General features: G+C 70.2%; 22 protein-coding genes and 2 pseudogenes. 6 read left to right on the plus strand and 18 right to left on the minus strand.

Annotation, left to right across the window (positions count from 1 at the left end):
• Window positions 1-52: 52 nt before the first annotated feature.
• Window positions 53-1,060: a TauD/TfdA family dioxygenase gene (locus AB0G47_RS07100; RefSeq protein WP_360764894.1), complete on the plus strand. Its 1,008-nt coding sequence runs from the start codon at window positions 53-55 to the stop codon at window positions 1,058-1,060.
• 388 nt (window positions 1,061-1,448) lie between these two features.
• Here the strand turns inward: AB0G47_RS07100 and AB0G47_RS07105 are convergent, their stop codons facing one another.
• Window positions 1,449-3,140 carry an AMP-binding protein gene (locus AB0G47_RS07105; protein ID WP_360764897.1) on the minus strand — a complete coding sequence of 564 codons (1,692 nt, stop codon included), beginning with the start codon at window positions 3,138-3,140 and terminating at the stop codon, window positions 1,449-1,451.
• A gap of 170 nt (window positions 3,141-3,310) precedes the next feature.
• Here AB0G47_RS07105 and AB0G47_RS07110 point away from each other — a divergent pair, with 170 nt between their 5' ends.
• Window positions 3,311-4,120, plus strand: a complete 810-nt coding sequence (locus AB0G47_RS07110; protein ID WP_360765156.1) for a LuxR C-terminal-related transcriptional regulator — start codon at window positions 3,311-3,313, stop codon at window positions 4,118-4,120.
• A gap of 197 nt (window positions 4,121-4,317) precedes the next feature.
• On the opposite strand, the gene AB0G47_RS07115 is transcribed toward AB0G47_RS07110, so the two are convergent.
• The gene (locus tag AB0G47_RS07115) at window positions 4,318-5,499 is read right to left on the minus strand and encodes a winged helix DNA-binding domain-containing protein (protein ID WP_360764899.1); all 1,182 of its coding nucleotides are present in this window, start codon (window positions 5,497-5,499) and stop codon (window positions 4,318-4,320) included.
• Between the two features lie 208 nt (window positions 5,500-5,707).
• On the opposite strand from AB0G47_RS07115, the gene AB0G47_RS07120 reads away from it, so the two are divergent.
• The 3 genes and pseudogenes from AB0G47_RS07120 to AB0G47_RS07130 form a co-directional block, all read left to right on the plus strand.
• Window positions 5,708-6,877: a magnesium and cobalt transport protein CorA gene (locus tag AB0G47_RS07120; protein ID WP_360765158.1), complete on the plus strand. Its 1,170-nt coding sequence runs from the start codon at window positions 5,708-5,710 to the stop codon at window positions 6,875-6,877.
• Window positions 6,878-8,401: 1,524 nt separating this feature from the next.
• Window positions 8,402-9,193 carry a hypothetical protein gene (locus AB0G47_RS07125; RefSeq protein ID WP_360764902.1) on the plus strand — a complete coding sequence of 264 codons (792 nt, stop codon included), beginning with the start codon at window positions 8,402-8,404 and terminating at the stop codon, window positions 9,191-9,193.
• A 234-nt stretch (window positions 9,194-9,427) separates the two neighbouring features.
• Window positions 9,428-9,517: pseudogene (locus AB0G47_RS07130) on the plus strand (transcriptional regulator); the annotation flags it as partial.
• A gap of 50 nt (window positions 9,518-9,567) precedes the next feature.
• Here the strand turns inward: AB0G47_RS07130 and AB0G47_RS07135 are convergent.
• The 5 genes and pseudogenes from AB0G47_RS07135 to AB0G47_RS07155 all read right to left on the minus strand — a co-directional run bounded on the left by AB0G47_RS07135 (window position 9,568) and on the right by AB0G47_RS07155 (window position 12,171).
• The gene (locus AB0G47_RS07135; RefSeq protein WP_360764905.1) at window positions 9,568-10,383 is read right to left on the minus strand and encodes a methyltransferase domain-containing protein; all 816 of its coding nucleotides are present in this window, start codon (window positions 10,381-10,383) and stop codon (window positions 9,568-9,570) included.
• A 155-nt stretch (window positions 10,384-10,538) separates the two neighbouring features.
• A complete protein-coding gene (locus AB0G47_RS07140) occupies window positions 10,539-10,670 on the minus strand; it encodes a hypothetical protein (RefSeq protein WP_360765168.1) in 132 nt (43 codons plus the stop codon).
• Window positions 10,671-10,700: 30 nt separating this feature from the next.
• Window positions 10,701-10,862, minus strand: a pseudogene (locus AB0G47_RS07145) (sulfurtransferase TusA family protein); the annotation flags it as partial.
• Window positions 10,859-11,311 (minus strand): hypothetical protein, encoded by a 453-nt coding sequence (locus tag AB0G47_RS07150; protein ID WP_360764908.1) that lies wholly within the window; start codon window positions 11,309-11,311, stop codon window positions 10,859-10,861. The pseudogene AB0G47_RS07145 and the gene AB0G47_RS07150, both read right to left, overlap by 4 nt.
• Before the next feature lie 56 nt (window positions 11,312-11,367).
• Window positions 11,368-12,171, minus strand: a complete 804-nt coding sequence (locus AB0G47_RS07155) for an alpha/beta hydrolase (RefSeq protein WP_360764910.1) — start codon at window positions 12,169-12,171, stop codon at window positions 11,368-11,370.
• 137 nt (window positions 12,172-12,308) lie between these two features.
• Here AB0G47_RS07155 and AB0G47_RS07160 point away from each other — a divergent pair, with 137 nt between their 5' ends.
• Window positions 12,309-13,295 carry a LysR substrate-binding domain-containing protein gene (locus AB0G47_RS07160; RefSeq protein ID WP_360764913.1) on the plus strand — a complete coding sequence of 329 codons (987 nt, stop codon included), beginning with the start codon at window positions 12,309-12,311 and terminating at the stop codon, window positions 13,293-13,295.
• Between the two features lie 111 nt (window positions 13,296-13,406).
• On the opposite strand, the gene AB0G47_RS07165 is transcribed toward AB0G47_RS07160, so the two are convergent.
• From AB0G47_RS07165 to AB0G47_RS07215, 11 genes are all read right to left on the minus strand, one after another.
• Window positions 13,407-14,369, minus strand: coding sequence for a zinc-binding dehydrogenase (locus AB0G47_RS07165; RefSeq protein ID WP_360764915.1), 963 nt, complete (start codon window positions 14,367-14,369; stop codon window positions 13,407-13,409).
• A gap of 501 nt (window positions 14,370-14,870) precedes the next feature.
• On the minus strand, window positions 14,871-16,118 hold the full coding sequence (locus AB0G47_RS07170) for a histidine kinase (protein ID WP_360764918.1): 1,248 nt from the start codon (window positions 16,116-16,118) through the stop codon (window positions 14,871-14,873).
• A complete protein-coding gene (locus AB0G47_RS07175; protein ID WP_360764921.1) occupies window positions 16,115-16,927 on the minus strand; it encodes a response regulator transcription factor in 813 nt (270 codons plus the stop codon). Before AB0G47_RS07175 ends, AB0G47_RS07170 begins: the two co-directional genes overlap by 4 nt.
• A gap of 156 nt (window positions 16,928-17,083) precedes the next feature.
• Entirely contained in the window at window positions 17,084-17,872 is a 789-nt protein-coding gene (locus tag AB0G47_RS07180) for a hypothetical protein (protein WP_360764924.1), read from the minus strand.
• Complete coding sequence (locus AB0G47_RS07185; RefSeq protein ID WP_360764927.1) at window positions 17,869-18,804, minus strand: ABC transporter ATP-binding protein; 936 nt, start codon at window positions 18,802-18,804, stop codon at window positions 17,869-17,871. Before AB0G47_RS07185 ends, AB0G47_RS07180 begins: the two co-directional genes overlap by 4 nt.
• Window positions 18,801-19,004 (minus strand): hypothetical protein, encoded by a 204-nt coding sequence (locus tag AB0G47_RS07190; RefSeq protein WP_266871763.1) that lies wholly within the window; start codon window positions 19,002-19,004, stop codon window positions 18,801-18,803. Before AB0G47_RS07190 ends, AB0G47_RS07185 begins: the two co-directional genes overlap by 4 nt.
• An 11-nt stretch (window positions 19,005-19,015) precedes the next feature.
• Window positions 19,016-20,125: a sporulation-delaying protein SdpB family protein gene (locus AB0G47_RS07195; protein WP_360764930.1), complete on the minus strand. Its 1,110-nt coding sequence runs from the start codon at window positions 20,123-20,125 to the stop codon at window positions 19,016-19,018.
• On the minus strand, window positions 20,118-20,690 hold the full coding sequence (locus AB0G47_RS07200) for an SdpA family antimicrobial peptide system protein (protein WP_360764933.1): 573 nt from the start codon (window positions 20,688-20,690) through the stop codon (window positions 20,118-20,120). Before AB0G47_RS07200 ends, AB0G47_RS07195 begins: the two co-directional genes overlap by 8 nt.
• A 106-nt stretch (window positions 20,691-20,796) precedes the next feature.
• Window positions 20,797-21,408: a hypothetical protein gene (locus AB0G47_RS07205; protein ID WP_360764936.1), complete on the minus strand. Its 612-nt coding sequence runs from the start codon at window positions 21,406-21,408 to the stop codon at window positions 20,797-20,799.
• Between the two features lie 508 nt (window positions 21,409-21,916).
• A complete protein-coding gene (locus AB0G47_RS07210; protein ID WP_360764939.1) occupies window positions 21,917-24,007 on the minus strand; it encodes a UvrD-helicase domain-containing protein in 2,091 nt (696 codons plus the stop codon).
• A 121-nt stretch (window positions 24,008-24,128) separates the two neighbouring features.
• Entirely contained in the window at window positions 24,129-24,929 is an 801-nt protein-coding gene (locus AB0G47_RS07215) for a GNAT family N-acetyltransferase (protein WP_360764942.1), read from the minus strand.
• Between the last annotated feature and the right edge of the window lie 22 nt (window positions 24,930-24,951).

Below are 24,951 nucleotides of genomic sequence, written 5' to 3' on the forward strand. Positions count from 1 at the left end.
CCGAGGCCCCGTCGGGCGACGCACCCCGCAAGCACAGGCCCGAAGGAGACGCATGTCCATCGCGACCCCCGATCCCGGGGCGGTCCGGTCCGACGCCGACGCCGACGCACCGCTCTCGCTGACCCTGACCGACCCCGAGCGCCATGAATTCGACGCCGTGGCACGGCAGTTGGCCACCACCACTCCGGAGCTGATCGACGACGCCAAGTGGGTGGCCGCGGCCCGGGAACTCTCCGCCCACCTGCCGCCGAGGCTGCGCCAGGTCATACGGGCCTACCGGCACGACCCCGGCGAGGACGGCACCCTCCTGCTGCGCAACCTGCCGGTGGACCCGGAGGTGCTGCCCACGACGCCGACGGTTCCGGAGTCGGTGGAGCGGGAGGCCACGGTCCCGGCCGCCGTCGCCGTACTGATCGCGGCGGAGCTCGGCGAGATCGCCGCCTACCGCAACGAGAAGTCGGGCGCCCTCGTGCAGAACGTGGTGCCGGTCCCGGGCCGCGAGTCGTCACAGAGCAACGCGGGCTCCACACCGCTGGAGCTGCACGTCGAGAACGCCTTCCACCCGCACCGCCCCGACTTCGTGGGCCTGTTGTGCCTGCGCGGAGACCCCGACAACGCGGCCGGCACCCTCGTCTCGTCGTTCCGACGCACGCTGCGCCTGCTCGCCCCCGCGACCCGCGAGGTGCTGCACCAGGAACGCTTCACCACCGTGCCGCCGCCGTCCTTCCGGTCGGGGGACTCGGCCGTCGCCCACGCGGTGCTCACGGGAGACCCCGAAGACCCCAACGTCAAGGTGGACTTCAATGCCACCGCCGCCGTCGACGCGGAGGCCGCGGCGGCCCTGGAGCGACTGCGGGACGCGTTCGTCGAAGCCTCGACGTCGGTCCCGCTGCGCTCCGGCGAGATGGTGTTCGTGGACAACCGCATCGCCATCCACGGGCGTTCGGCCTTCACTCCGCGCTACGACGGCCGGGACCGCTGGCTGCACCGCACGTTCGTCCTCCTGGACAACCGCCGCACCCGCGGCAGCCGCCCCGGCAACGGCAGCGTTCTCGACTGATCCGCACGCGACAGGTCGTGCCGGTCGGCGACGACGCGGACCTCCACGGCACCACGCAGTACCGCCTCCGGCCAGGCCTGGCCGGAGGCGGTACTGCGTTACCGCGTTACCGCGTTACCGCGTTCGGATGTTGATCTCGTGGGCTGCGTGGGAGCAGATGTCGTCGATCTCGTTGTTCACGGCCTGCCCGAGGCGCCAAGCCTGGGCGACATCGGGGATCTCCTCGATGAGCCGGGTTTTGCGGGAGTGGCGCCCACGGTGCAATCGCCCAGTTCCAGCGCGCCCTCGGGCACGCCACGCGCCCTCGGGCATGCCGCACGCCCACGCGCCAGCGGGAGCCCGGCCCAAAAGTGAAATGGGAGTTTGAGGACCCCGCTCTGGCACGAACTCAGCGCTTGCCGCGCTCCATCCACTCGTCCGCCGACCCTTCCGCCGTCCGCTCCCGCAGATCAACTCGCCGGATCTTGCCGGAGATGGTCTTGGGCAGCCCCTCCGTGAACTCGATGCGCCGGATGCGCTTGTAGGGAGCCAGCACCGACCGGGTGTACTGGAAGATCGCCTCCGCCGTTTCCTCGCCCGGCGCCCAGCCCTTCGCCAGCACGACGTACGCCTTCGGGACAGCGAGCCGCACCGCGTCCGGCGCGGGCACGACCGCGGCCTCCGCGACCGCCTCGTGCTCAAGGAGCGCGCTCTCCAGCTCGAACGGCGAGATCTTGTAGTCGGAGGCCTTGAAGACGTCGTCGGCGCGCCCCACATACGTGATGTAGCCGTCGTCGTCGCGCGAGCCGATGTCGCCCGTGCGGTAGTAGCCGCCCTCCATGGCCTCGGCGGTGCGCTCGGGGTCGCCGTTGTAGCCGACCATCAGGCCGACCGGCCTTTTGGCCAGGTCGAGGGAGATCTCGCCCTCCCGCGCGCCGGGTTTGCCGGTGACCGGGTCGAGGAGTTCGACGGCGAAGCCGGGCGTCGGCCGGCCCATGGAGCCCGGCTTCAGCTTCTGGCCGGGCGAGTTGGCGACCTGTACGGCCGTTTCCGTCTGCCCGAAGCCGTCCCGGATGGTGACTCCCCAGTCGCGCCGGACCTGCTCGATGACCTCGGGGTTGAGCGGCTCGCCCGCCGCGACGACCTCGCGCGGCGGGGTGCGCAGCTGGGTCAGGTCCGCCTGGATGAGCATGCGCCACACGGTCGGCGGGGCGCAGAAGGACGTCACGCCCGCGCGGTCCATCTCGGACATCAGCCGTGCGGCGTCGAAGCGGGTGTAGTTGTGGATGAAGACCGTCGCCTCGGCGTTCCACGGGGCGAAGAGGTTGGACCAGGCGTGCTTGGCCCAGCCCGGCGAGGAGATGTTGAGATGTACGTCGCCGGGCTTGAGGCCGATCCAGTACATGGTCGCCAAATGGCCGATGGGGTACGAGACATGGTTGTGCTCGACCAGCTTGGGGCGGGCCGTCGTGCCCGAGGTGAAGTAGAGCATCAGTGGGTCGTCTGCGTGGGTGACGCCGTCGGGCTCGAAGGCGGCTTCGGGTGCGTCGTCTTCGGCATCGTCGTACGAGATCCAGCCGGGGCTGTCGCCGCCGACCACGATGCGCGTGTAGTCGCCGGGCACGTCATCGAACTTGGCCGTGTCCTCGGGCCGCACGATGACGTGCCGGGCGCGGCCGCGGTCGATGCGGTCGCGCAGGTCGATGGGGCCGAGCAGCGGGGTCGCCGGGATGACGATCGCGCGCAGCTTCATCGCGGCGAGGGCGATCTCCCACAGTTCGACCTGGTTGCCGAGCATCACGACCACGCGGTGGCCGGCGCGGACGCCTTGCGCGCGCAGCCAGTTGGCGACGCGGCCGGAGCGGTCGGACATCGCAGCGAAGGAGACTCGGGTCTCCGTCCCGTCCTCCTCGACGATGTGCAGGGCGGTCCTGTCGTTGCCGCGGGCGATGACGTCGAACCAGTCGAGCGCCCAGTTGAACCGCTCGGGCCGCGGCCAGGTGAAGCCCTCGTAGGCGGCGGCGTAGTCCTCACGATGCCGCAGCAGGAAGTCCCGAGCGGTGCGGAACTGTTCCGTGCCGCCGGTGCCCGTCGTCGTCATTGCGCTCTCCCTCGTCGCCGGTCCGCTGCCCCGCACCTTTGCCGGGCTCATTGCCGGACGCCACTTAGCATCGTGTAATTCGTGCTGCGGGTCTCACTACCCCCGGACGGGGGTGTCCGTGCGGTGAAGGGGCGACACGCGTGACGGCTGACGGCGGCGATGCGGTGGAGATGCGGTCCGCTCTGCTGCGGCTGCGGCGGGGCACGGGCCTGCCGGTGGCCTTCGGCGGGCTCCTCGAAGGGCAGCGTCAGGTGCGGATCGGCGAGCTGAGCGGCACGGCGACGCGTGCGCTGCGCGGGCTCGCGGTGACCGCGGGCAACGGTCTCGGCGGCAAGGCGGTCGCGCTCTCGCGTCCGTGCGCGGTCACGGACTACCACGATTCGCGGCACATCAGCCATGAGTACGACGGTGCCGTCGCCGCGGAGGGGCTGCGCTCGGTCCTCGCGGTGCCGGTGGTGGTGCGCCGCCGGGTGCGGGACGTGCTGTACGGCGCCCTGCGTACCGCCCAGCCGCTGGGCGACCGGACGCTGTCGGCGGCGGTGGCCGCGGCGCGGGACGTGGAGCAGGCCCTTGTCGTACGCGACGTCGTACGCGACGAGGTGCGCCAACTCCTGGTGACGGCGCGGGAACCGGTGGCCGGGCCCGCCGCCTGGGAACAGGTACGCGAGGCCCACAGCGCGCTGCGCGGCCTGGCCCCCCGCGTCCTGGATCCGGCGCTGCGCGAGGAACTCCTGGCGGCATGCGGCCGCTTGGCCACGGCGGCGGCCCCCGTCCCCGAACCCGACGTGTCCCTCGCCCCTCGTGAGGTGGACGTCCTGACGTGCGTGGCCGGCGGCCTGACGAACGCGAAGACGGCGGAGCGGCTTGGGCTGCGCCCGGAGACGGTCAAGGGGTACCTGCGGGCGGCCATGCGGAAGCTGGGCGCGCATACGCGGTTGGAGGCGGTGGTGGCGGCGCGGCGGGCGGGGCTGCTGCCGTGATGTGCACTTAGCCCCTCCGGCATTTGAGGAGCGGGGCTTGGGCGGAGCCCCGGGACCGAGCGCCACGATGGGGGTCCGGGGGCTTGCCTCCTCACGCGGCGGAGCCGCACATGTCACAGCCGGGAAGGGGCGGGGTCGGCGGGGTCGGCGGGGTCGGCGGGGTCGGCGGGGTCGGGGAAAGAAGCGAAGCCCGCGCCTCAGCCCTCGATGACGTTCCCGAATCGAACGTCAAAAGAAGACGCCGCCGCCCCGGCGAGCACCCCCAGCATCCGCTCCCCCTCCTCCACCAGCTCCTCCCGCCCAGCCCGGCTCACCCGCCCGAACGGCTCGATGGTCAGCACGCCGCCCCCGCCCTTCGCGTCCTCCTCCCACCGCCACACCCCAGCGAGAAACCCGTCGAGCAGGAAGACGCAGTACGCAAAGTTCCCCTTCCAGGCCCGCCCCTTGTACTCGGCGGGTACGACCCGGGCCCGGTCCGCGTGCGAGAGCAGGAGGTTGTCGAACTCGGGAAGGAACCGCGGCGGAGCCGGTGTGTCCGCGTCGGGGCGCGGCGCGTCGGGCAGGTCGAACAGCTCGACCCCGTTCTCGTCACGGAACGTACGCAGCTCAGGCCGGAGCCGCTCGAAGACCTCCCGGAGGCGGGTGAGCCGGGCCCAGGTCTGCATGTCCTTGACGGAGGCGGGCCCGAAGGCGGCGAGATAGCGCAGGACGGTGGCGTCCATGGTGGCGTCCAATGCGGACCCCGACGCGCCGCCCCGCACCGGCCGCCGCTCCCCCGCACCGCCGCCGAGCCAGTGGTCGAGCGTGGTGAGCGCGACCTGGCCGCTGCGCCGCCACAGCCCGCGGGGAGTGACCTGGACGAGCGGCAGCACACACCGGGCGGCGACCGCCAGGGACTGCGGATCGGCGTCGGGCCACCGGACGAGCAGCACCTCGCGCAGCTGCTTCATCGTGCGGGGCTCCGCCTCGACGGCCTCGCGGGCGAGCACGGCCAGCTCCTCCAGGTCGACGCCGACGAGCCCCTTCCGGAACACCGTCGCCATCTCGCGTTCGAGCGCGGGCTGCATCATCGGCCGCAGCGCGAGGGCGTCCTCCGCGGTGTGCAGATGGATGGTGGAACGCATGGTGACGATGCGGACCGCCTCCCGCGCCTCCATGAGCGCGGACAGCTCCAGCGGATCGAAGTCCTCCAGGCGTGCCGCGAGGGCGTAGTAGGGCGGCTTGACGTTCTGCGCCTGCAGGCCGAGGAGATGGGCCACGGCGTCCTTGGCGGACAGATCGGCCGAGCGGCGCAGGAGGAGCTGCCGCTCGAGCGTGGCCCGGTTGAGCGCACGCGTCCCAAGGACCGGGGCAACGCCCCCGGAGGACGCCGCCGTCATCGAACCCGATCCCGAACCCGAACTCGAACCCGAACTCACCCTCGCCCTCGCCCTCGTCTTCATCTTCGTCATGTTCCGCACGCTAGCGGCCCTTGCGGACACCGGCGGTCCGCAAGTCGGCCGCGTCGTCGCCACACCCGGGCCTTTTGAGCCGTATATCCTGCTCCGTGGCCATCTAGACATACGTTCGACATGGGAGGCACCCAGCATGGCGGAGCGCCGCGCCCGGCCCGCACCGACCACCAGAAAGCACGGCTGGCGGCGCGCCACCCAGGGCGATGCGGCGCCGGCGACCGGGAACGGAAACCCCGGCGATGTCACGCCCGCCGCCCCGACGGATGCGACAGCACCGGACGCCGCGAGCGTGGTGGAGGCGGCGCTCTACCGGGACGGTGTCCGCGTCGCGACGCCCGCTTCCCTCTCCGACACCTTCCGCGAACTGCGCGAGCAGCAGGACGGCATGGCCTGGATCGGCCTCGCCCGCCCCACCGAGGCCGAACTCCTCACCCTGGCGGCCGAGTTCGACCTCCATGAACTCGCCGTCGAGGACGCGATGGAGGCCCACCAGCGCCCGAAGCTGGAGCGGTACGGCGAGACGCTCTTCGTGGTCCTGCGCGCGGCCCGCTACCTGGACGCCCCCGAGGAGGTCGACTTCGGCGAACTCCACGTCTTCGTGGGCCCCGACTTCGTCATCACGGTCCGGCACGGCGCGGCCCCCGACCTCTCGGCGGTCCGCCGCCGCATGGAGGAGACCCCCGACCTCCTCAAGCTCGGCCCCGAAGCAGTCCTCTACGCGATCCTGGACGCGGTCGTGGACGGCTACGCCCCGGTCGTGGCCGGCGTCCAGAACGACATCGACGAAATCGAGACCGACGTCTTCGGCGGCGACCCCAAGGCGTCCCGCCGCATCTACGAACTCTCCCGCGAAATGGTCGAGTTCCAGCGCGCCACCCGCCCCCTGGTCTCCATGCTGCACGCCCTGATGGCAGGCTTCGCCAAGTACGGCACCGACGAGGAACTCCAGCGCTACCTGCGCGACGTGGCCGACCACGTCACCCACACCAGCGAACGAGTCGACGGCTTCCGCCAGGCCCTGACCGACATCCTCACGGTCAACGCGACGCTGGTGACGCAGCAGCAGAACGCGGAGATGCGGGCGCTGGCGGAGGCGGGGTTCGAGCAGAACGAGGAGATCAAGAAGATCTCTTCTTGGGCGGCGATCCTGTTTGCACCCACACTGGTGGGAACCATCTACGGCATGAACTTCGAGACGATGCCCGAGCTGAAGTGGGCAGCCGGGTATCCGTTCGCGATCCTGCTGATGGCTGTGGTGTGCGTGAGTCTGTACTTCATCTTCAAGCGGCGGGATTGGCTGTAGGGGGCAGTCCACTCCGGCCGCTAAATTCGCACTAGCGAATGCCCGTACGGGTGCACTTCAAAGCCCTGGGGAGAATCTGCGGAGAATCCGCGCCGCTGGGGAGCGGGCATCGTCCGCGTCACCAGCCACTCTGCACGCCTCGCCCGCCCCGGTTGCCGACAGCGTTCCTCCACGCGAGGGCGTATTCGTCCAGGCCCGGGTGGACGCGGTGCGTCTCGGCCCTAGTTCAGACCCGATCTCCTTGTCACCTGATGGTCACAGATAGCGTTGCTTCGCTCTGGTTAACCCTCACCCCACCGGAGACAACAGTGAGCCGCTCGACCCGGCTGGTTGCTGCCGCGCTCACGGCCTCCACCGCCCTGCTGCTCAGCGCCTGCGGTGCCTCGGACAACGACCAAGACAAGATCGCCGGGGCGGACACCGACTCGAGGCTCCACCGCAGGTCAGAACGCCGTCGCACACTCCGCACCCCAGACGAACACTTGGAAAGCGTGTTGGGGGCAACCCCTCACGAGTTCGAATCTCGCATCCTCCGCACTCGCCCGCCAGGGCAACCGAAGGGCCCCCACGTTCGCGGTGGGGCCCTCGACGTTCTCCGACCTGGCGCCGGGGCGCCTGCACAACAGTGACGCGTCGACGTGCGCCCGCGCTGCCGCGGCACAGCCATTGCTCTGCGACTTGCCATGGCACCTCGAACGAGGAACCGCTGGACGCCTCCGCACCCGGCAAGAGGAATCCCGCAGCGCGGCCGCCCCGCGAGGCACGGGTTTCGGTACGGAACCGAGGCTCCCGGAGTCTCAATCCTGTGGCCCCTCGACCGCTTTGGCCCTTCGGACCCGTCCTGTCACGCAAGGCTTCCGAAGCATCAACTGAGTGTTACGCCGCTGTTTTTCGGACGACACCCGGAGGCACCATAGCTGTATGGACAATGGCGCCCGAGGCCCCTCGTCGCCTCCGCCTTCGGTTCCGCCGAAGCGGCGCAACGCGGTGCTCGGACTGTTTGACAGCCCCGTGTACCGGGACTGGGCGTTCTGGATGACCATCGGCTGGGGGCTTCTCGCGGCCGCCTCGATTCCGAACAGTAATGAACCGAGCTCTCTACCGACATGGCTGGACACCCTCCTCGCCATCGTCGTGTTCATCGCGCTGTTCGGCATATTCCCAGCTTGGCTGCGGCTGCTCTTCCGCCGATGGCGGAGGCAGCGACAGGAGGAGCCACCCAGAGCGGTGCCACGGGTGCTGGCCCAAAGCGCTGGACCAGCAACCGTACGGCCGCCTCGGCCTGGTGGGCCGGCGCCGTCCTCCAAGCTCGCCCCACAACCCCCGGTTACCCCCGTGCCGACTCCCCAGACAGCGCCGACTGTGCCGACTGTGCCGACCAGCAGCGTGCACCGGGAAGACGGCCGTCAACCTCCGCGCTCCTCGCAAGCACTCGTGACCTCCCGGGAATCGTTGCCCCACCCCCTCGCCCGCGCCGTACGAGCGCTCCAACGGGCACACGCCCCGAAGGACCAGTACGAGGCAATGCTCGAGGCCGCCGAGATTCTCGCCATCACCCTCACGGTCACCGGGGCAGCGCTGCTTCGAGGACAGATCGATGGCCACGTCACCGGCGACAGTGATCAGCGAGATCGAGCGCGGCGGGGGCTGGCTGCGCTGCGAAACGGCCTCCAGCGCACCACGTTCGGGACGTGGACGAATTGGCTCGACCAGCACCTCGGACCGATCGCCGACACCCAGCCCGACCTGATTCCCGGCCTCCGGAACGCTCTCCAGGACGACGGCGAGACCCCGGGGATCCTCACAGATCTCCGGGCCCTGCAGAACGAACGCAACCGCACATCGCACGGCGACAAGCCCCGGAGCCCGCAGGAATCCGCTCTACGCATGGTCGAGTTCAGACCGCAGCTCGAACGGGCCCTGGTAAGGGCCGAATTCCTCAGCGGCGCCCCGTGGCTTCTCACCATTTCGTGCAGCTATCGGCCGAGACCACGAGCCTTTGAAGTAGTCATGCAGCGCGCAACGGGGGACCACCCCGATTTCGAGTGTCAGTCCTTCACATGGGCTGAGCCTGTCGCCAACGACACGTTCTACGTGCTGAGTTCAGAGGGTCCACTCGCCCTGGCGCCCCTCGTGGCCAGCCTCCTGTGCGATCAATGCGAGCAAATGGAGATCTGCTACCCCTCCTCGCTCGATCGCCGCACCGGGCCTGCAGTGTTTAAGAGCTTCGCCCGGGGTCATGAGATCTCGGCCCCCGAGCTGGGCGACGAGATCCGCATGCTGCCCGATTGTCGACCGGACGATGGCTCACCGTAAGCGCTATTCTCTGCGGCACCAGCATCAAGAAGTAGACCGTCAACACCGCCCTGCGCGAGGTTCTGGAAACCGGCGGCGCGCGCTCGCGCTCGCGCGGCTGCGGACGGCGGCCGCCGAAGGCACCTTCGACCTGGATCTCTTCGACGATACGGTTTCCAAATCACCCGGCGAAGTTAATGGTTGGGAATCCGCATCGCCAGGGGCGCGGGTCTGCAGGAGCGTAGGAGGAGCGTGATGGTCACACCGACACCAGGACGGCCGGTGCGTGGCTCGGCCACCGGACGCCCTCTCCTCATGGCCGCGCTCGATCTGTTCGGCCGGCGATAGCGGAAGTCCGGGGCGTCGACGGTAGCGGTGTCGTGGTCGGAGGAGTGCTAGTCCCGCGGGCGGCGGCCCCAGGCGGAGATCATCGGCGCGGTGCCCAGGTCGAGGCCGCCCGCGGCGATGTTGGCCAGGTGGCGGTCGATCTCCTCGTCCGTGGCCAACCCCGCAGCAACGAGCTTGGCGCGGACCTGGCGGACGGTGGCCTCCTCCAGCACGGTGCACTGAGGCGAGGTGATCGGGAAGTAGGCATCGGCTTCGACGTCGGCCAGCCCTGCCTCGCGCAGCAGCCGCGGCAGCTTGCGCCCGTACGCCAGATCCGCGCCGCGCTGCCGCAGCAGCTCACGGCAGCCGCGGCGCAGCCTGTTGGCCAGTTCCTGGTCGGGCCCGTACTCGTCGGGGTAGATCAGCGGCTGCAACGCCGGGTCGCCATCCTCAAGCACCAGCCATCCGCCGGGGCGAAGCGCCTCGACCATCGACCGCAGGGCCTTGTCGCGGTCGGCGACGTGGACCAGTACGAGGCGGGCGTGGATCAGGTCGAACGGCCCCCCGGCCGGGGGCGCCTCGGCCGCCGCGTCGTGGCGCAGCACCTCGAAGTCTGCTGTCTCCCGCATCCAGGAGGTGTCGATGTCGGTGGCCACCACGTGCCCCGCCGGGCCGACGCGCTCGGCCAGCCAGGCCGGCACGGTGGGCCCACCGGCCCCGACCTCCCAGCACCGCCACCCCTCGTCGACCCCGACCGTCTCGAAGTGCCGGAATGTCGACGGATCGAAGAGCGCCGACAGCGCGGTGAACCGCTCCCCCGCCTCGGCCTGCCGATTGTCCAGGAGGTATCCCTTGCCGGAGATGTCCCGCGTGTCCCGCGCCATGGCCCGATCAACTCCTTTTCCACATCAGTTGGTTCCACATCAGTTGGTTCCGCACACGCGACGCCCGATTTCCACCAGGCGCAAACCGATCACGGAGGGACGCCGCGCACCTTGATCACGGCTTGGGGCAGGCCCTGGCTCTTTGCGGCCCGGTGTCAACGCTCCGGCGTGCTGGGGTGCCACGGGGCGTCGGGGCGGGTCGGGCGTGCGTCGGCGGAGAGCCTGAGCGCGTAAACACTGCTGTCCTTGTCGTCGAGGACGGGTCCGAGATAGTGATGGCCTGTCATATGGCACCAGGCCGGCAAGTCGAGCGGAGCAGCCGGGTCGGTCGCGATGACATGTACGACGGCATTCGGCTTGGCTTGGGCGATTGCGGCCCGTAGTCGTATGAGGAGCGTTACGCAGAGCAGTCCGGTGCCGTCGACAGTGATGTCCGCTTCCGCTACGGGGCCAGGCTCTGTCGGGGACGGATCCTTCACGCGCGGGTCGTCCCGGTCAGCAGCATGCTCAGGTCCAGCACCATGGCCGACAGATCGAGCCGGTGGCTGCTGCCGCCCCCGGAAGCGACGGCGTGCTTGTCGAGAGCACGCAGCCCGGGGGCCGTCTTGCGGGTGTCGAGGACTTTCACACCCAGGTCGGCTACCAGGTCGACGTACTGCTTCGTCAACGTGGCTATGCCGCATATGCGTTGCAGGAAGTTGAGTACGGCGCGTTCCCCGGTGATCAGGACCTCGGAAACGATGGACAGCCCGCTGATCACTCCGGGCTGCTTGGCCGTGATCTCGGCCTTCGCGGGCAGTCCCGCGGGCACACTCCAGCGGGTGGTGACGTCATCCTGGGCCCCGTCATCCTGGGCCCCGTCCTCGGCAAGTGCGAGTGCGAGTGCGAGTGCGACGGCATCACGTGCCGCACATGCGGGGAAATCCATGGCTTCCTCAATTTCCGTCCGGCTGCGTGGGAGCCGGTCTGCGCCCCGTGCAGCAGTCAGGCGGACGGGGCCGCTTCGGTGGCCAGGCGGGCGAGCACGGCGCGGATCAGGGAGTTGACCACGGCGGGCTGTTCCTGATGCGGCATGTGTCCCGCCTCTTCGATCACGTGGAACTCGCCGTACGGGGCCAGCTCGGCCAGCGTCCGGGAGACCTCCAGGGGGACCTGGGAATCGAGTCGGCCGTGTGCGAAGACCGCGGGCACCATCAGCCGGCCGAGTGTCTCGCGCGGGTCGTAGACCGCGAGGTCGGCGAGCAACTCGTCGATGAACGGGCCGGATTGAAGGATCCGTCGCACCGTCTGCCGCGCCAGGTCCGGATCCGCCGCCGGGCCGAACCACTGCGGTACCCAATCGGCCAGAGTCGCGGCGCGATCGACGGAGAGCGCCGTCACCAGCGAGGGCAGGGTGTCGGACATGCCCTGGCTCGGCCAGTAGCCGGGCCCGTCGATCGACACCACGCCGGCCACCCGCTCCGGCGACTGGAGTGCCGCCTCCAGAGCGATGGCCGCCCCCATCGAGTTGCCCACCAGCAGGGGCCGGTCCAGAGCCAGTACGTCCATCAGCCCCAGAACGTCGGCGGCGTTGGCGGCGATGGTGTTCCCGGCGGCCGGATGGTCGGTTCGGCCGCAACCCCGCCAGTCCACAGTCACCACCCGGTGGTCGGCGGCCAGATCGGCGACCTGCGCGTCCCAGACCCGGCCGCTGGTGCCCCAACCGTGCAGGAACAGCACCGGCACTCCGGTCCCGCCGTCCGTGTAGTACAGCCGGATCCCGTTCGTCTTGGCGTACGGCATCGTCATGCCCCTCTCTCGTCCGCACCGCTCCGTTTGGCCGCGGTGTTGAGCAGGGCCAGTTCACCGCGGTGACGCGTCCCGACCAAGACGCAGTCCGCTCGTACACTGATCAAGAACCGTGATGAATCCGGGGCAGGGGTGGAATGGAACTGCGTCAGGTCCGCTACTTCGTGGCGGTCGCCGAAGAACTGCACTTCGGCCGGGCCGCCGCGCGGATGCACATCGTTCAGCCGACCGTCAGCCAGCAGATCCGGCGTCTTGAACGCGAACTCGGCCTTGACCTGTTCGACCGCACCACACGCCAGGTCACCCTCACCGCCGCCGGCGCCGCCTTCCTGCCGCACGCCCGCACCATCCTGGCCTCCGAGCAAGCGGCACTCCACGCTTTGGACGGCCTGCGGACCATGGCGGCCACAGTGCTGCGCGTCGGCACCAGCGTCGGTCTCGGAGCGCGCCTCGAACACGTCCTCACGACCCTCGCGGACCGCTCCCCGAAACTGACCGTGGAACTGGTGAGTGCCGCATCCACCGCCCGGCTGCAGGCCGTACGCGACGGCGAACTGGACGCGGCCTTCGTACGCGGACTGACGCACAGCCCCGGCCTGGACCTCATCCCGGTCTGGCAGGACCCCCTCGTGGCAGCGCTCCCCGCCGCCCACCCTCTGGCCGCCCGCACCACGGTGCCCCTCGCCGACCTCGCCCGCCTCCCGCTGCGCATCGTCCCCCGCGAGACCAACCCGCAACTCGTCGACCTGGTCATCGAGGCATGCCGGAACGCCGGGTTCGAACCCGTCCTCGGCCCCGCCTTCACCACCGACCAGGACACCCTCGCCGCCATCGCGACCGGCAAGCCGAGCTGGACCGTCTTCTACGCCGCCCAGGCACGGTTCCTGCAGACCGGCCGCGCCGCATTCCGCCCTTTCGCCCCGCCCGGCCTGACCGCCGAAACCTTCCTGGCCGTCCACCCCGCCACTCCCGCACGCCGTCTGGCCCCTCTCCTCGACGCCTGCCGCGCCGCCGGGGCTGACGGCGCCGGCCCCGAACCACGGACTCCTCCCGACACACAGCTCGCCAACCCCTGGCCGCCCGCCCCTGGGCCACAGGACCGACCTGACGTCGACCTGCCGTAGAACCGCTGAGGTGCCATGCTCGGACCGGCAGGCAGTCATCGGTCCGCCCACCAGCCAGAACCCGTTCAGCTATGGCACGGATCCACGGATCCAGCGTCGAGGACGGAAGCGTCAAGGGCGAAGGACCAGCTTTCCCTTCGTGCGGCGGCCGAGCATGTCCTCATGCGCATCGCGGGCCCGCGCGAGGTCGTACTCTGCGCCGACCAGCGGCCGCAGGCGACGCCGCGCCGTGAGGTCGAGCAACTCCTCCAGCGCCGCACCACCGGCCCCGTCCCGGGCGATGAGCGGGATGAGCCAGAAACCGGCGACGGTGATGCTGTCCACCGCGAGTCGGCTCGGCGCAATCGCGGAGGCTGTCTGCCGGGACGAGGCGCCGTAGGTCACCAGCCGGCCGAGATACCCGAGTGCGTCCAGGGCGGAGTCGAGGACGGGGCCGCCGACGGCGTCCAGAATGATGTCGACCGGGCGCCCGTGATTGGCGTCGAGGACCCGCTCCCGGTAGCCCTCCGCATCACCGTCGATCGCCGCGTCCGCGCCGAGTTCGAGGGCCGCGGCGCGCTTCTCGTCGGACGATGCCGTGGCGATGATCCGTCCCGCCCCGAACTCTCGGGCCAGCTGCACGACGAGACTGCCCGTCCCGCCCGCGCCGGCATGCACCACGACGCTCTCCCCGGCCCTTGTCCGCGCGACCGAACGCAGCAGATGCCACGCCGTCAGCCCCTGTATGAGCAAAGCCAGCGCCTCGCCCGCGCCCACACCTTCCGGTAAGGCGACCAGGTCGCGGTCGGTGACCACCGTCTTCGCGGCGTAACCACCCTGCGCCACGTAGCCGAGAACCCGCCGTCCATCCGCGGCCCGCCCGACGACCTCCATGCCGGGGACATGCGGCAGCGGCCCCTTCGGCGCGTACGGACCGTCGGTGTGCTCGCCGGCGATCTGCTTGATGTCACCGAAGTTGACCCCCGCGGCCTCCACCTCCACGAGGGTCTCGCCCACCCCCGCCACCGGGTCCGGCACATCAGCCTCCACCAGGACTTCCGGACCACCGAACCGCTCGAACCGCATCGCACGCATAAACACCCTCCGGCACATACTGATCACCAACCCTTGCCAACCTACGTGCACAAGGTGCTGCCTTCGCCGCCCCGAGCCAAGAGCCGCGACACCGTCCCAGCCACGCAGCCGAAATGGGTCCGCAAAGCCCCCTGAACAGCCAGAACAGGGCGCTCCGTGGTTGCAGTTCGGGTTGCGTTCACTGGCGTGCGGCATGGTTCCGAAGCCACATCCGCCCCTGCCCTCCGCAGGTCAGAACGCTCCGAGTTCGAGGACCGGCGCCTGTGCGCCTGCCCGCCCGATGGCTGTGTCCCTCGCGTCACGCATGGACGTGTACCACCACGGATCATCCGACCTGGACAGCCGCCCAGCGCCTTCATTTTGTCGCCCGCTGGGAACGCCCATTTTCCCGGCTGCTTCACCTTCCGACAGCGAGATCTCCGCCCCGAAGTTCGGCTGGATAGCCAGCCCCGATCCTGATAGCGCGCCGCCCGTCAGCACCAGCCGCCACGCTCTGAGCCCTCAAGGCCGATGGGTGGCTGCTGTCCGCGGTGCCGTCAGCCGCCGTCTCTCCGGCCCCATGAGCCCGTGCCCCGGAGCCGGGAACGCGGCCCGGAGCAGGAAGGAGCCGTCCGGCGTCGGGCCCGCGGCGAGTGCACCGTCCAGGATGCGGGCGCGTTCGCGCAGACCGGTGAGGCCGTGGCCGCCGCTCGTCTCGGAGGCGGCTCCTCCGGTGGTCTCGGGCGCGGCTTCACCGGTGGCTCCCGGGGCCAGCGCGCTGCGGGCCTCGACGACCAGGCAGGTGTCGCCGTCCACGGACTCCACGCGCAGCGCGACCGGGGCGCCGACGTCGCCGTGCCTCAGTACGTTGGTCAGTGCCTCCTGCACGGTGCGGTAGGCGGCGAGCTCCACTGTGGCGGGCCAGTACACCCCGTCCCCCGGGGCGATGGTCAGGGGCTGCACCGTGAGTCCGCTGCGCTCGACGAGGGCGGGGATGTCGGCCAGGCGGGAGCCGAGGGGCACGCTCGCCTCCTCAGGGTGCTGTTCCCGCAGCGCCCTGACCAGGTGCCGCATCTCGTCCAGGGCACGCAGGCTCACCGTGCGGATCAGTTCGGCCTCCTGACGGGTGTCCGCGTCCGGGGCCCGCCGGGCCAGCGCCGCCGCCCTGACCGAGATCAGGCTCATCTCGTGCCCCACCACGTCGTGCATCTCGCGTGCGAGCGCGGCCCGTGCGCCCTCCTCGACGGCGGCGCGCTCACTCCTCAGGGCACGCTCGTGGCTCTGCCGCAGGGCAAGGACCTGTTCGGCCACGCGGGCCCGGGAGCGCAGCAACTGCCCGAGCGCCGCCGGTGCCGCCCCGAACACCGTGCAGTACACCAACGCCTGGAGCACGTCACCGGACGCGTGCGGCGATCCGACGCGCCACAGCAGAGAGTCAAGGAGTTCGGCGACGGACACCACCACCGCGCACAGCGACGCCGCCACGAGGGGTAGTACTCGTGCCGCTGCGACCAGGGCCACCAGGGAGGCGAGTTGCATGCCCGCCGGGAGCGCGGGCAGCGTCAGGACGAGCACGAGCACTGGCCGACGCCGCCGCCACGGCAGGGCGGCCAGGGCGAGCACGGTCAGCACCAGGCCGTACGGGCCCGGCTGCTCCTTCTCGCCTTCGAGGAGTTCCACCAGCAGGTCGGTGCCCGCGAGGAGCAGTACGGCGGCCTCAGTCGCGCAGCGGCGCGCGAACGGTGGGAGCCGAGGCTTGGCCGGAATCATCGGGCCGGTTCCGGCGTCGGCAGTCCGCCGTCGCGTCCCGGAGCCGGCCGAGACCCGCCGACGAGACCGGCCTGATAGGCGATGACTGCGGCTCGTACGCGGTTGTCCGTGCCGAGCTTGGCGAGCGTGGCGCTGACGTGCTCCTTGGCCGTACCGGGAGTGATGGCCAGCCGTTCGGCGATCTCCGGGTTGGACAGGCCGTTGCCGAGCAGCGCGAGCACCTCGTGCTCCCGGGCGGTGAGCCGGGCCAGACGCTCCCGCAGTTCACCTGATGCGGTTCGCTGCGCGGCACGGGACGTGTCGTGTCCCGGCAGGTCGCGTTCCAAGGCATCGGGGCCGGGAGGTGTCCGGGCGTCGAGCGTGGAGGCGTACCCCTCCACGACCGCCGCGGCGATGGAGGGGGAGAGCACTACACCTCCCACCGCTGCCGCGCGCACGGCGCGGATCAGGTCGTCCGGATCGCTGTCCTTGAGCAGGAAGCCGTCCGCCCCGGCGCGCAGCGCGCGCACCACGTACGCGTCGGCACTGAAGGAGGTCAACATGACCACGGCCGGCGTCGGAATGCGTCCCTTGAGGTCCTCGAGCACCGCGAGGCCGTCACGTTGGGGCATCCGGATGTCGAGCAGCACCACGTCGGGGGAGTGCGCGGCCACGGCCTTGAGCACGCCGTCCGCCTCGCACGCCTCGACCACGCGTACGTCCCCGGCCGTCTCCAGGACCATGCGCAATCCCGTACGAAAAAGTTCCTCGTCATCGACGATCACGACGTCGATGACGTCGTCAGGCCGATCCGCCCGTCTGTTCGCCACTGTCCTCGTCGCCCCCGTTGTCCCCGTTGTCCCCCTGTTGATCAAGTGTCCATCATGGGATTCTCGTCCTGCCTTGTGCAAGCCGGACGAGTGCGAACCGGGATGATCAGCCCATTCCAGGCCCAACCATTCCAAAACCCGCTGTTCCAGGGCCCGTTATTCCAGGACCCGCTCCGCCCGGAAGACCAGCGGCATCAGCACGAGCAGCACGGCCGTCAGCACCACGGTGCCGCTCACGTACCAGCCCGTCATCGTCGTATACGCGTCCGGCGCCAGGCTGGCGGCCGTCGTCGCCCCCAAGGCTGGGAAAAGGGCGATCGCCCGCGCGAGCCCTCCGCCGATCCCCGCGGTCGGCCGCAGCCCCGCGGGCCAGCGAAAACCGACGAACACGGTGGCGGACGCGGCCCACAGCACGGAGGCGGCCGGGACGAGCAGCCCCAACAGCAGGTATCCGGCGCTGAGATGAACACTGCTGCCGCCGAGCGTGAGGGCGGCCCAGGCGAGTCCGGTGAAACTGAGTACGAGGACGAGCCAGGACAGCACCCCGGTGATCAGCGCGCACGCGGTGTAGGCGAGGTACACGGAGCGCAGACGGACCGGTGTGGCGAGCAGCGCCTCCATGGAGCCGCCCGCCAGGTCCCCTGAGACGACGGCGCGGCTGACCGCCCCCGTGATCAGCGCGGCGGCCACCCCGAGCAGGGTGGGCGCGGCGAGCAGTGCGGTGCTCAGCGCGCGGGCGGTGGCGGAGTGCAGACCGGCCACGGCGACCAGGCCGTTGTCGGCGGCGACGAGTTCTCCGTGGACCGCGTCGGGGAATATGTGCGGCAGCACGAGCAGCAGGGCGACGAGGCCCGTACCGGCGGCCGCGGGGACGAGCAGGGCCTGGCGGCCCTGGTGGCGCCAGGTGCGGACGAGCAGGGCGCCGAGGAGTCCGCCAGTGGTCATGAGGAATCGTCCAGGAGTTGGTGGATGGCGGTTTCAATGGCAGTTCGCGTGGCGGTCTCAGTGCCGGGTTCCGTGATGTCGGCGGCACCTGCGGAGACGGTGTCCACGCAAACGCGGCCTTCGGAGACGGGGCGTACGTCGGTGACCTCGACACCTCCGGCGACGAGCCCGGCGATGTGCTCACCGATCGTCGTGTCCTGCCCGAGCTCGGCCCGCTCCCAGGCTCCGCCGCCGCGCGAGGTGCGCAGGTCGTACGCAGACGGCGACGCGGCCTGTTCCGTTTCTCCCGCCGCGGGCAGTCCGTGGAGCGCCCCGCCCTTGAGGACCAGCAGGTGTGAGGCGAGCGTCATCGCCTCGGGCACACTGTGCGTGGAGTAGAGGACGGTCTTGTGCGCGCCCCAGGAACGTACGAGTGCGCGGGTGTGCTCGGCACTGACCGGGTCGAGCCCCGTCATGGGCTCGTCGAGCAGCAGGACGTCCGGGTCGGTCAGGGTGAGCCTGGCCAGGTCGGCCCGTTGGAGCTGGCCCCTGCTGAGCCGGGCTGTACGCCGGCCGAGCAGCCCTTCGATGTCGAACCGCGCGGCCGCGTCCCGTATCCGCTCGGTGTGCAGCGCCCTGTCCAGGCCCTGCACCCGGGCCCAGAACTCCAGGTTGTCCCGCACGCTCAACTGCGGGCTGAGCGCGGCGCGGTGGGTCAGCACGCCGATCGCGCGCTTCGCCTCACGGTGGGTGGCCAGGTCGGTGCCACCGAGGAGAACCCGCCCCGCGAGCGGCGGCAGGACACCGGCCAGGACCCGCATGAGCGTGGTCTTCCCGGCGCCGTTGCGCCCGAGCAGGACATGCACCCCAGGGGCGAGTTCCGTGTCGATGGGGCCGATGACCGGGCGTCCGCGGTAACCGGCGACGACCCCGTCGAGGCGTACCCCCGTCACGGCGCGTCGAAGAGGGTGCCGCGCTGCTCGGCCGTCAACTCGCTCTCGTCGACACGACGGAGCAGCGACAGATGCCGACCCGCCTTGCACATGCCCAGCCGGCGCGGGCCGAGCCGGATGGTGGTCACTGAGGCTCCGTGGACCCAGCTTCCCCAGAAGACGTGGTCCTTGCCGCACGCGATGATGGTGTCCGCAGCCATGTGTTTCTCCTTCAGCCGAGGTGGGGGGTATACGTCGGTTCTCTGCCGGCTTCACTGGCTTTCCCGGCTTCACCAGTTCCGCCGGCCTCGTCTGCCTCATCTGCCTCATCGAGGTCTTCGGGCTCTTCCGCGACCGAGGTCTTTCGCCCGTCCTGCGGTACGGGGTCCGCGAGTTCCACGCGATCCGGCGTCGCGGCGACCGCGGCAGCACCGATCATGATCAGGCTGAAACTCCACAGGCCGATGGTCGCGATGATGGCGCCGTGCAGCAGAACATCCATCTGGAAGGCCAGCTTCCGCCAACGCTCCGGACCGATCAGCAACGCGGCGATCACCACCTCAATGATGATCGCACCCCAGGTCATCGCGCTGACCAGCAGCCCATTTCCGGACATGTTCAACAGGGGTGCCGCGAAGGGCTTGGCGACACCGAAGACCGGGTCGCGCAGCACGTAGTACTCGGCCGAACCGTTCAGCCAGTCCGGGACGCCGAACTTGCTGATGCCGGACTGCAGATAGAGGATCACCAGTTGTACGCGCAGGGCCCAGAAGGCGGCGAACGCCACCCCTCGGCGGCGCGGCCCGAGCACGGTGGTCGGCCGCTGCCAGTGCCAACGCCGGTCGTCGGCCAGGCCCATGAGGATCAGGAGCAGGCAGACGATCCGCGCGATGGCCTCACCACCGTCGGGCAACGCGGTGCTGACGCCAATCGAGTACGCGATCCAGGCGTGGATCCACACTGTCCAGCGGGGCCGGTATCCGCTGGCGACCAGGGCGAGCAGTGCGACCATGATCCAGCGACGCCACTCCTGGGAGACCGCGTCACCGCCCACGCAGTACGTGGAGATGGCCTGCACGCCCGCGCAGTGCGGGTAGGGCTGCTCACCGAGAAGGGGGTGGAGCAGCGCGGCGGACGGCGTGAGCGCCAGCGTGATCAGATGCGCCAGGGCGATGATCGTGCGGCCCCAGCCGAACCACACCGACCGTGGGTCGAAGCGTCGCAGCGCGTGGTCCACGGCGTAGGGAAGGCTCCCGGGCGAGGTTGCCGTCGCTCGCGCGGCCACCTTCTTGTTCCTGTCGGTCATCGACTTGTTCCTGTCGATCTTCGCCGTCTCAGTCATCGCACCGGATCCGCAGGTGCGCCGCGCGGGTCACGCGCGAGGTGTCGGACAGCAAGTCGCGGTAGGCCCAGGGCACGGGCCGCTGGTTGGTCACGATGACGTCTCCGCAGAGCGAGGGAACGGGCGAGGGATTGGTCACCGCTGCGGCGGGCCGGGCCGCGGCCGTGCGCAGACAGTCGTCGTTGGAGCCCTCGCAGGTCTCCCAGTGATGCACTTTGGAGGCGAGCAGCGCCTCCTCGGGACCTTGGGCGCGCTGCCGCCGCGAGAGGCCGAAGAGGTTCTCGGCCTTGCCCTGTGGGGTCAGCGAGAGGTTCTGTGGCCGCGCTCCGCCGCCGTGCGGCCGGTAGGCGCCGAACTGCTCGCTCTGCGGGTCCTTGGTGAAGAAGGCCCAACCCTGCGGAACGAACGCGGAGAAGGCGGTCTTCACAGGGGGCATCCATGGCTGCGTGGTCACATTGCGCGGCATGGCGAAGTAGATGGAGGCGGCCAGGACGGCGAACAGCGCGGCGGCGGCCGTGACGAAGGCCCGGCGCTCTCGCTGTACGGCCTGGGACGTGTCTCTCATGTATTTTTCCTCGGACGTATGGGGTGCCGCCCGCCGGGGAAGGCGGCACCCCACACACGGTGTTCACGGAGCATCGGCGCTCAACGCGCCTTGCCCACCGCGACGTTTACAGAGCCTTGGCCACCGCGACGTTCAGCGCCTCACGGGTGAACTGCGAGGTGTCGTCGGCGGGCCGGTAGGCAACCACCACGACCACGCCGACCTCGGCGACGGCCGCCACCGTGGTGGCCACCGTGCCGGTCTGGAGAACGACGTTGTCCGTCTTGACCCAGAAGGAGCCGCGCGCGACGCCGTCGGGGAGCGACTTCTTGTCGGTCACCTTGTTCACGTCGGCCGCGAGGCGGGTGAGCGCGGCGTCGACCTTGTACGGGTCGCCGCTCTGCACGTTCTCGGTGACGGCCTTGTGGAACTGCGGGTCGGCCTTGCCCAGCGCGCCCGTGAAGGCGGCCGTCTTCGCCGCGTCCACCTTCTGGTGCGGTATGCCGAACTTGTCGAGCACGTCCGGGTGTTCCTGCGCGGCGCGGCCGCTGCCGAGCGCGAAGAGCCCGACGATTTCCTGGTCGTTGTACGCGCCGCCTTCGGCCGCCCTGCTCTCGCCGCCGTCGCGGTGAGCGGGCTCCGCCGCGAGAGCCGTGGGGGCGAGCGTGGTCAGCACAGCGGCCGCGGTGATCGCGCCGACACCGGCGATCCGGGTACGTCGGGACGCCTTGATCTGCACGTTGTCTCCTCCTCGAAGTTCCGGTCCAGGCGGCTGCCGGGACCAGAACTTGATCTTGGTTGCGGCAGTACGGCGCCTCAAGAAAGAGACCGCAAAGAGGCGGCAACGGGATCATGTCGGCTCTCTCGCCTCGTCCGCGGATCAGGGGGGTTCACCCCCCTGCCTGGGGGGTGGGTACCTGCCGATCGTGGGCTGTCGAACGGACGGCACTGACCCGGGGAATGGAACCTGGAGCGCGCCTGACTGGCGCACGCCTCTCTCGAACCGGAGCAGCACGGCGGTGAACCGCCGTCGGCCGTTCCGCTGCCGCCCGAGCACGGCGCCCCCGCTCCCGCCGGTGCCCAGGTGGCTACATGCTTCGCCTTCTACAAAGGCGCTGGGGTTCCGGATCTCCACAGAGGACGTACGCAACGTGCGGCGATCGGTCGCGCTCGCATTCCTGGCTGGCCCAGCCAAGACAGTTGGAAGTCTGGCCGTGATCGCTCTGCTCTGGCGGACATCGCGGCGGCTACCGGTCCACGCTTCCCAGCCACAGCACGTCCCTGGCCCTGGTCATTGCCACGAACAGCTGGCTGCGCAACAGCTCTGCGCGTTCGCGTGCTGTTTCGGATGCCTCTGGGGCGCCTGGACCGCCGGGCGGTGTCCCGTTCGGCAGGGCGGCATCGTGCTGCGGCAGGTACACGCACTTGAACTCCAGGCCCTTGGCCCTGCGATACGTCCCCAGCTTGACCGCGTCGACGGGGCGTCCGTCGTAGTGCTCCAGCAAGCACACCGGGATCTCCGCCTGGGTGAGCAGCCGCTGGTAGTGGCCGATGGCTCGCATGGACGGGCACAGTACGGCGGCGTCGGCGCGCGCTCCGTTGGGCAGGGCTCGCAAGGCGTCCAGAAGCGTCTGGTCGTGTTCGGCCACCGTCGGCTTCGTGACGCGGACCACCTGCCCGTCGTGGTACGTCAGGTCGACGTCCCGGCGGCCGGGTGTGCGCAGGCCGTCGATGTCGTCGAAGGAATCGTCGGCGACGACCGCGAGGGCTGAGTCGAGGATCTGCTTGCTGTTGCGGTAGTTGGTGCGCAGCACTTGTCCGCGGTCGCCGCGGATGTCGATGCCTGCGTCGGTGAGGCGGAACCCGCCCGGGTAGACGGCCTGTTGGCCATCGCCGACCAGCAACAGCCCGTTGGGGGCGTCGCCGACCAAGGCGTGCAGGAGGCGTACCCCGACGAGGGTGAGGTCCTGGACCTCGTCCACGATCACCGCCGCATAACGCGGCCCGTCCGTGCGCCGCTTCGCCTCCGCCAGAGCGAGGGACAGGACGTCATTGAAGTCGTGCACGCCGCGCTCGACGCGCAGGGACTCGTACTCCTCGTACAGCGCCCACACCGCCTGGCGATGCGGCTGACGCAGCATCGTCCTACGGCGGCGCCGGGGCACGGCCGCATAGTCCTCGTAGGTGGTGATGCCGCGGCCCTTGATGACGTAGGCGATCTCGTCGCGCCAGTAGGGCGGGGCCGGGTCTATCTCGGCGAGCCGACTGTCACGGCCGATGCGCTTCCAGGCGAGGCTGAAGGCGGTCTCGGCCTTGTCGCCGTGCAGCCGTACCTGAACTCCGCGTTCCTGCAGGAACTCGTGCGCCCAGGAGTGCAGGCTGCGGAAGTCCACCCGGTCCGCGACGGCCGGGGACATGGTCTTGAGGAAGGTGCTCTGCACCCGTGGGAGATTGTTGGCGAACGTCACGTACAGGATCCGGCCGCTCGTACGTCGGGCGAGGTGCGCCGCGCGGTGCAGGCCGACCACCGTCTTCCCCGTTCCCGCCGGACCGCTGATGCGTGCCGGGCCCGACCAGTTGCGGCGAACCAGCGCGACCTGGTCGGGGTGGAGGAACGTCATCCACTGCTCGATGGGGGCCCGTAACGCCTCCTCCAGGGCCGCGTCCCGCAGGCCGGACAGGTCGAAGAGGCCGTCGGATTCGGTCTGTTGAGGACGTGCCGGGACGGACTGCGCCTGCTGCCCGACCCGCGATCCCTCGTAGTCGGGGAAGACACGCTCCAGATGGTCGGCGATCGCGCGGACCGATTCCGTACGCAGCCTGCCGCGCTCCGCCAGAAGCGCGGGGCCGACTTCGTGCTCGCCCAGAAGCCGGATCCTGCCGAGTTCGGCGTCGACCCGCCGGCCCGCGAAGACCATGAGCGGCTGAACTGCCACCGGAGACAGGCCGAGAGACGCGACCGCTCCCTCGGCGGCCTTCGTCACCGCCAACAGCTTCGCCGCGTGCTCGTCGCGCGGCTCGCCTCCGGCGCTGAGCTTGCCGCCCGAAGTCTCCGGTGCGGACCGCCAGTTCTTGACGTCGACGACGAACACGCCACCGGGGCCCACCAGGAGCATGTCCACATTGGCGGTACGCGTCCCCGGCCACCGCCGATCCACGAGCAGCCGCCAACCGCGCTCCGTGAGCACCAACAGCTGGGCTGCGACCCGGCGTTCGCCCTCGCTCGCCGCTTCCCATTGACGCGCCTGCCGACGAGCGGCCTGCCACTGTTCCCGCAGCTGCCGCTCCTGCCGCCGCGCCTCCTGCGCCCGCCGCGACGCCGACCCTCCTGCCGCCATACCCAGCCCCCTCGTACGCGGAGTAACGATCATAGGACCGTCCGTAGGCGGAAGGGCAGGGCGCGCAATCGCCAAGTCAGATTCATCTTCAAACGGCGGGACTGGCTATGGCTGCGACCGCTCACTCCTTCAGGTTGTAGAAGTGGATGGGTGAGTTCGGCTTGAAACCGATACGCGGGTATACGGGGGCCCCGGCGACGGTCGCGTGCAAAGTGGCGCGGGTCAGGCCGGTGGCTCGGGCGCCCTCGTGCAGCGCCTTGCGCGTGACCGCCTCGCCATAGCCCTTGCGCTGCCACTGCGGGTCGGTGGCGACATAGGCGACGAAGAGGCGGCCTTCCGCTTCGACCGTCGCGGCGCACGCCACCGGAACGTCGCCTCGCATGGCCAGGTAGGCGTACATCTTGCTCTTCCAGTGCGTGGATCCGAGCAGGCCGTCGCGGCCTTCCTCCAAGGGGAAGCCGTAGGCGCGTGCTTGGAGGTCCGCGTAGGCCCGCAGGTGCTCGTCGGTGCGCACCCGCACGAACGTCAGGTCGGGGTGGACCGGGTCGGGGACGGGCAGCAGGTCTCCGGCCATTCCCGTGCCGGGGAAGGCGTACTGCAGGCCGGCCTGCTCGGGCGCCGTGGCCAGCGCGGTGCGCGCCTCGTCGTCGAGGAGGTCCTCGAAGAGCCACAGGAAGCCCGGGTGCTTCTTCGCGCGCATGATGTCCGCCGCCTGGCTCAGGCGTTGTGCTACGAGATCGGCTCCTGCTCCTACGTCGGTCAGAACGATGCAGTTGTAGAACGAGAACCGGCAGTCGGCCCAGCGGACGGCGATGCCGGGGAGGTCGCGCACATCCGCGTCCGCGTCGCGGTCGAGCACCAGGGCACGCCAGGCCACGGCGAGCTGCTGTGCCGATTCGATGGACTCCGTGAGGCCGGTCACCGTACTCCCATGGGTTGTTGAG

Origin of the sequence: Streptomyces sp. NPDC021622, assembly GCF_040640795.1 — a bacterium.
Classification (GTDB): domain Bacteria; phylum Actinomycetota; class Actinomycetes; order Streptomycetales; family Streptomycetaceae; genus Streptomyces.

Excerpts from the sequence above, each read along its gene's own strand:
- AB0G47_RS07100 (WP_360764894.1), top strand. The coding sequence starts at position 53 with ATGTCCATCGCGACCCCCGATCCCGGGGCGGTCCGGTCCGACGCCGAC.
- AB0G47_RS07105 (WP_360764897.1), bottom strand. The coding sequence starts at position 3,140 with ATGACGACGACGGGCACCGGCGGCACGGAACAGTTCCGCACCGCTCGG.
- AB0G47_RS07110 (WP_360765156.1), top strand. The coding sequence starts at position 3,311 with ATGCGGTCCGCTCTGCTGCGGCTGCGGCGGGGCACGGGCCTGCCGGTG.
- AB0G47_RS07115 (WP_360764899.1), bottom strand. The coding sequence starts at position 5,499 with ATGACGGCGGCGTCCTCCGGGGGCGTTGCCCCGGTCCTTGGGACGCGT.
- AB0G47_RS07120 (WP_360765158.1), top strand. The coding sequence starts at position 5,708 with ATGGCGGAGCGCCGCGCCCGGCCCGCACCGACCACCAGAAAGCACGGC.
- AB0G47_RS07125 (WP_360764902.1), top strand. The coding sequence starts at position 8,402 with ATGCTCGAGGCCGCCGAGATTCTCGCCATCACCCTCACGGTCACCGGG.
- AB0G47_RS07135 (WP_360764905.1), bottom strand. The coding sequence starts at position 10,383 with ATGGCGCGGGACACGCGGGACATCTCCGGCAAGGGATACCTCCTGGAC.
- AB0G47_RS07140 (WP_360765168.1), bottom strand. The coding sequence starts at position 10,670 with ATGACAGGCCATCACTATCTCGGACCCGTCCTCGACGACAAGGACAGC.
- AB0G47_RS07150 (WP_360764908.1), bottom strand. The coding sequence starts at position 11,311 with ATGGATTTCCCCGCATGTGCGGCACGTGATGCCGTCGCACTCGCACTC.
- AB0G47_RS07155 (WP_360764910.1), bottom strand. The coding sequence starts at position 12,171 with ATGACGATGCCGTACGCCAAGACGAACGGGATCCGGCTGTACTACACG.
- AB0G47_RS07160 (WP_360764913.1), top strand. The coding sequence starts at position 12,309 with ATGGAACTGCGTCAGGTCCGCTACTTCGTGGCGGTCGCCGAAGAACTG.
- AB0G47_RS07165 (WP_360764915.1), bottom strand. The coding sequence starts at position 14,369 with ATGCGTGCGATGCGGTTCGAGCGGTTCGGTGGTCCGGAAGTCCTGGTG.
- AB0G47_RS07170 (WP_360764918.1), bottom strand. The coding sequence starts at position 16,118 with ATGATTCCGGCCAAGCCTCGGCTCCCACCGTTCGCGCGCCGCTGCGCG.
- AB0G47_RS07180 (WP_360764924.1), bottom strand. The coding sequence starts at position 17,872 with ATGACCACTGGCGGACTCCTCGGCGCCCTGCTCGTCCGCACCTGGCGC.
- AB0G47_RS07190 (WP_266871763.1), bottom strand. The coding sequence starts at position 19,004 with ATGGCTGCGGACACCATCATCGCGTGCGGCAAGGACCACGTCTTCTGG.
- AB0G47_RS07195 (WP_360764930.1), bottom strand. The coding sequence starts at position 20,125 with ATGACTGAGACGGCGAAGATCGACAGGAACAAGTCGATGACCGACAGG.
- AB0G47_RS07200 (WP_360764933.1), bottom strand. The coding sequence starts at position 20,690 with ATGAGAGACACGTCCCAGGCCGTACAGCGAGAGCGCCGGGCCTTCGTC.
- AB0G47_RS07210 (WP_360764939.1), bottom strand. The coding sequence starts at position 24,007 with ATGGCGGCAGGAGGGTCGGCGTCGCGGCGGGCGCAGGAGGCGCGGCGG.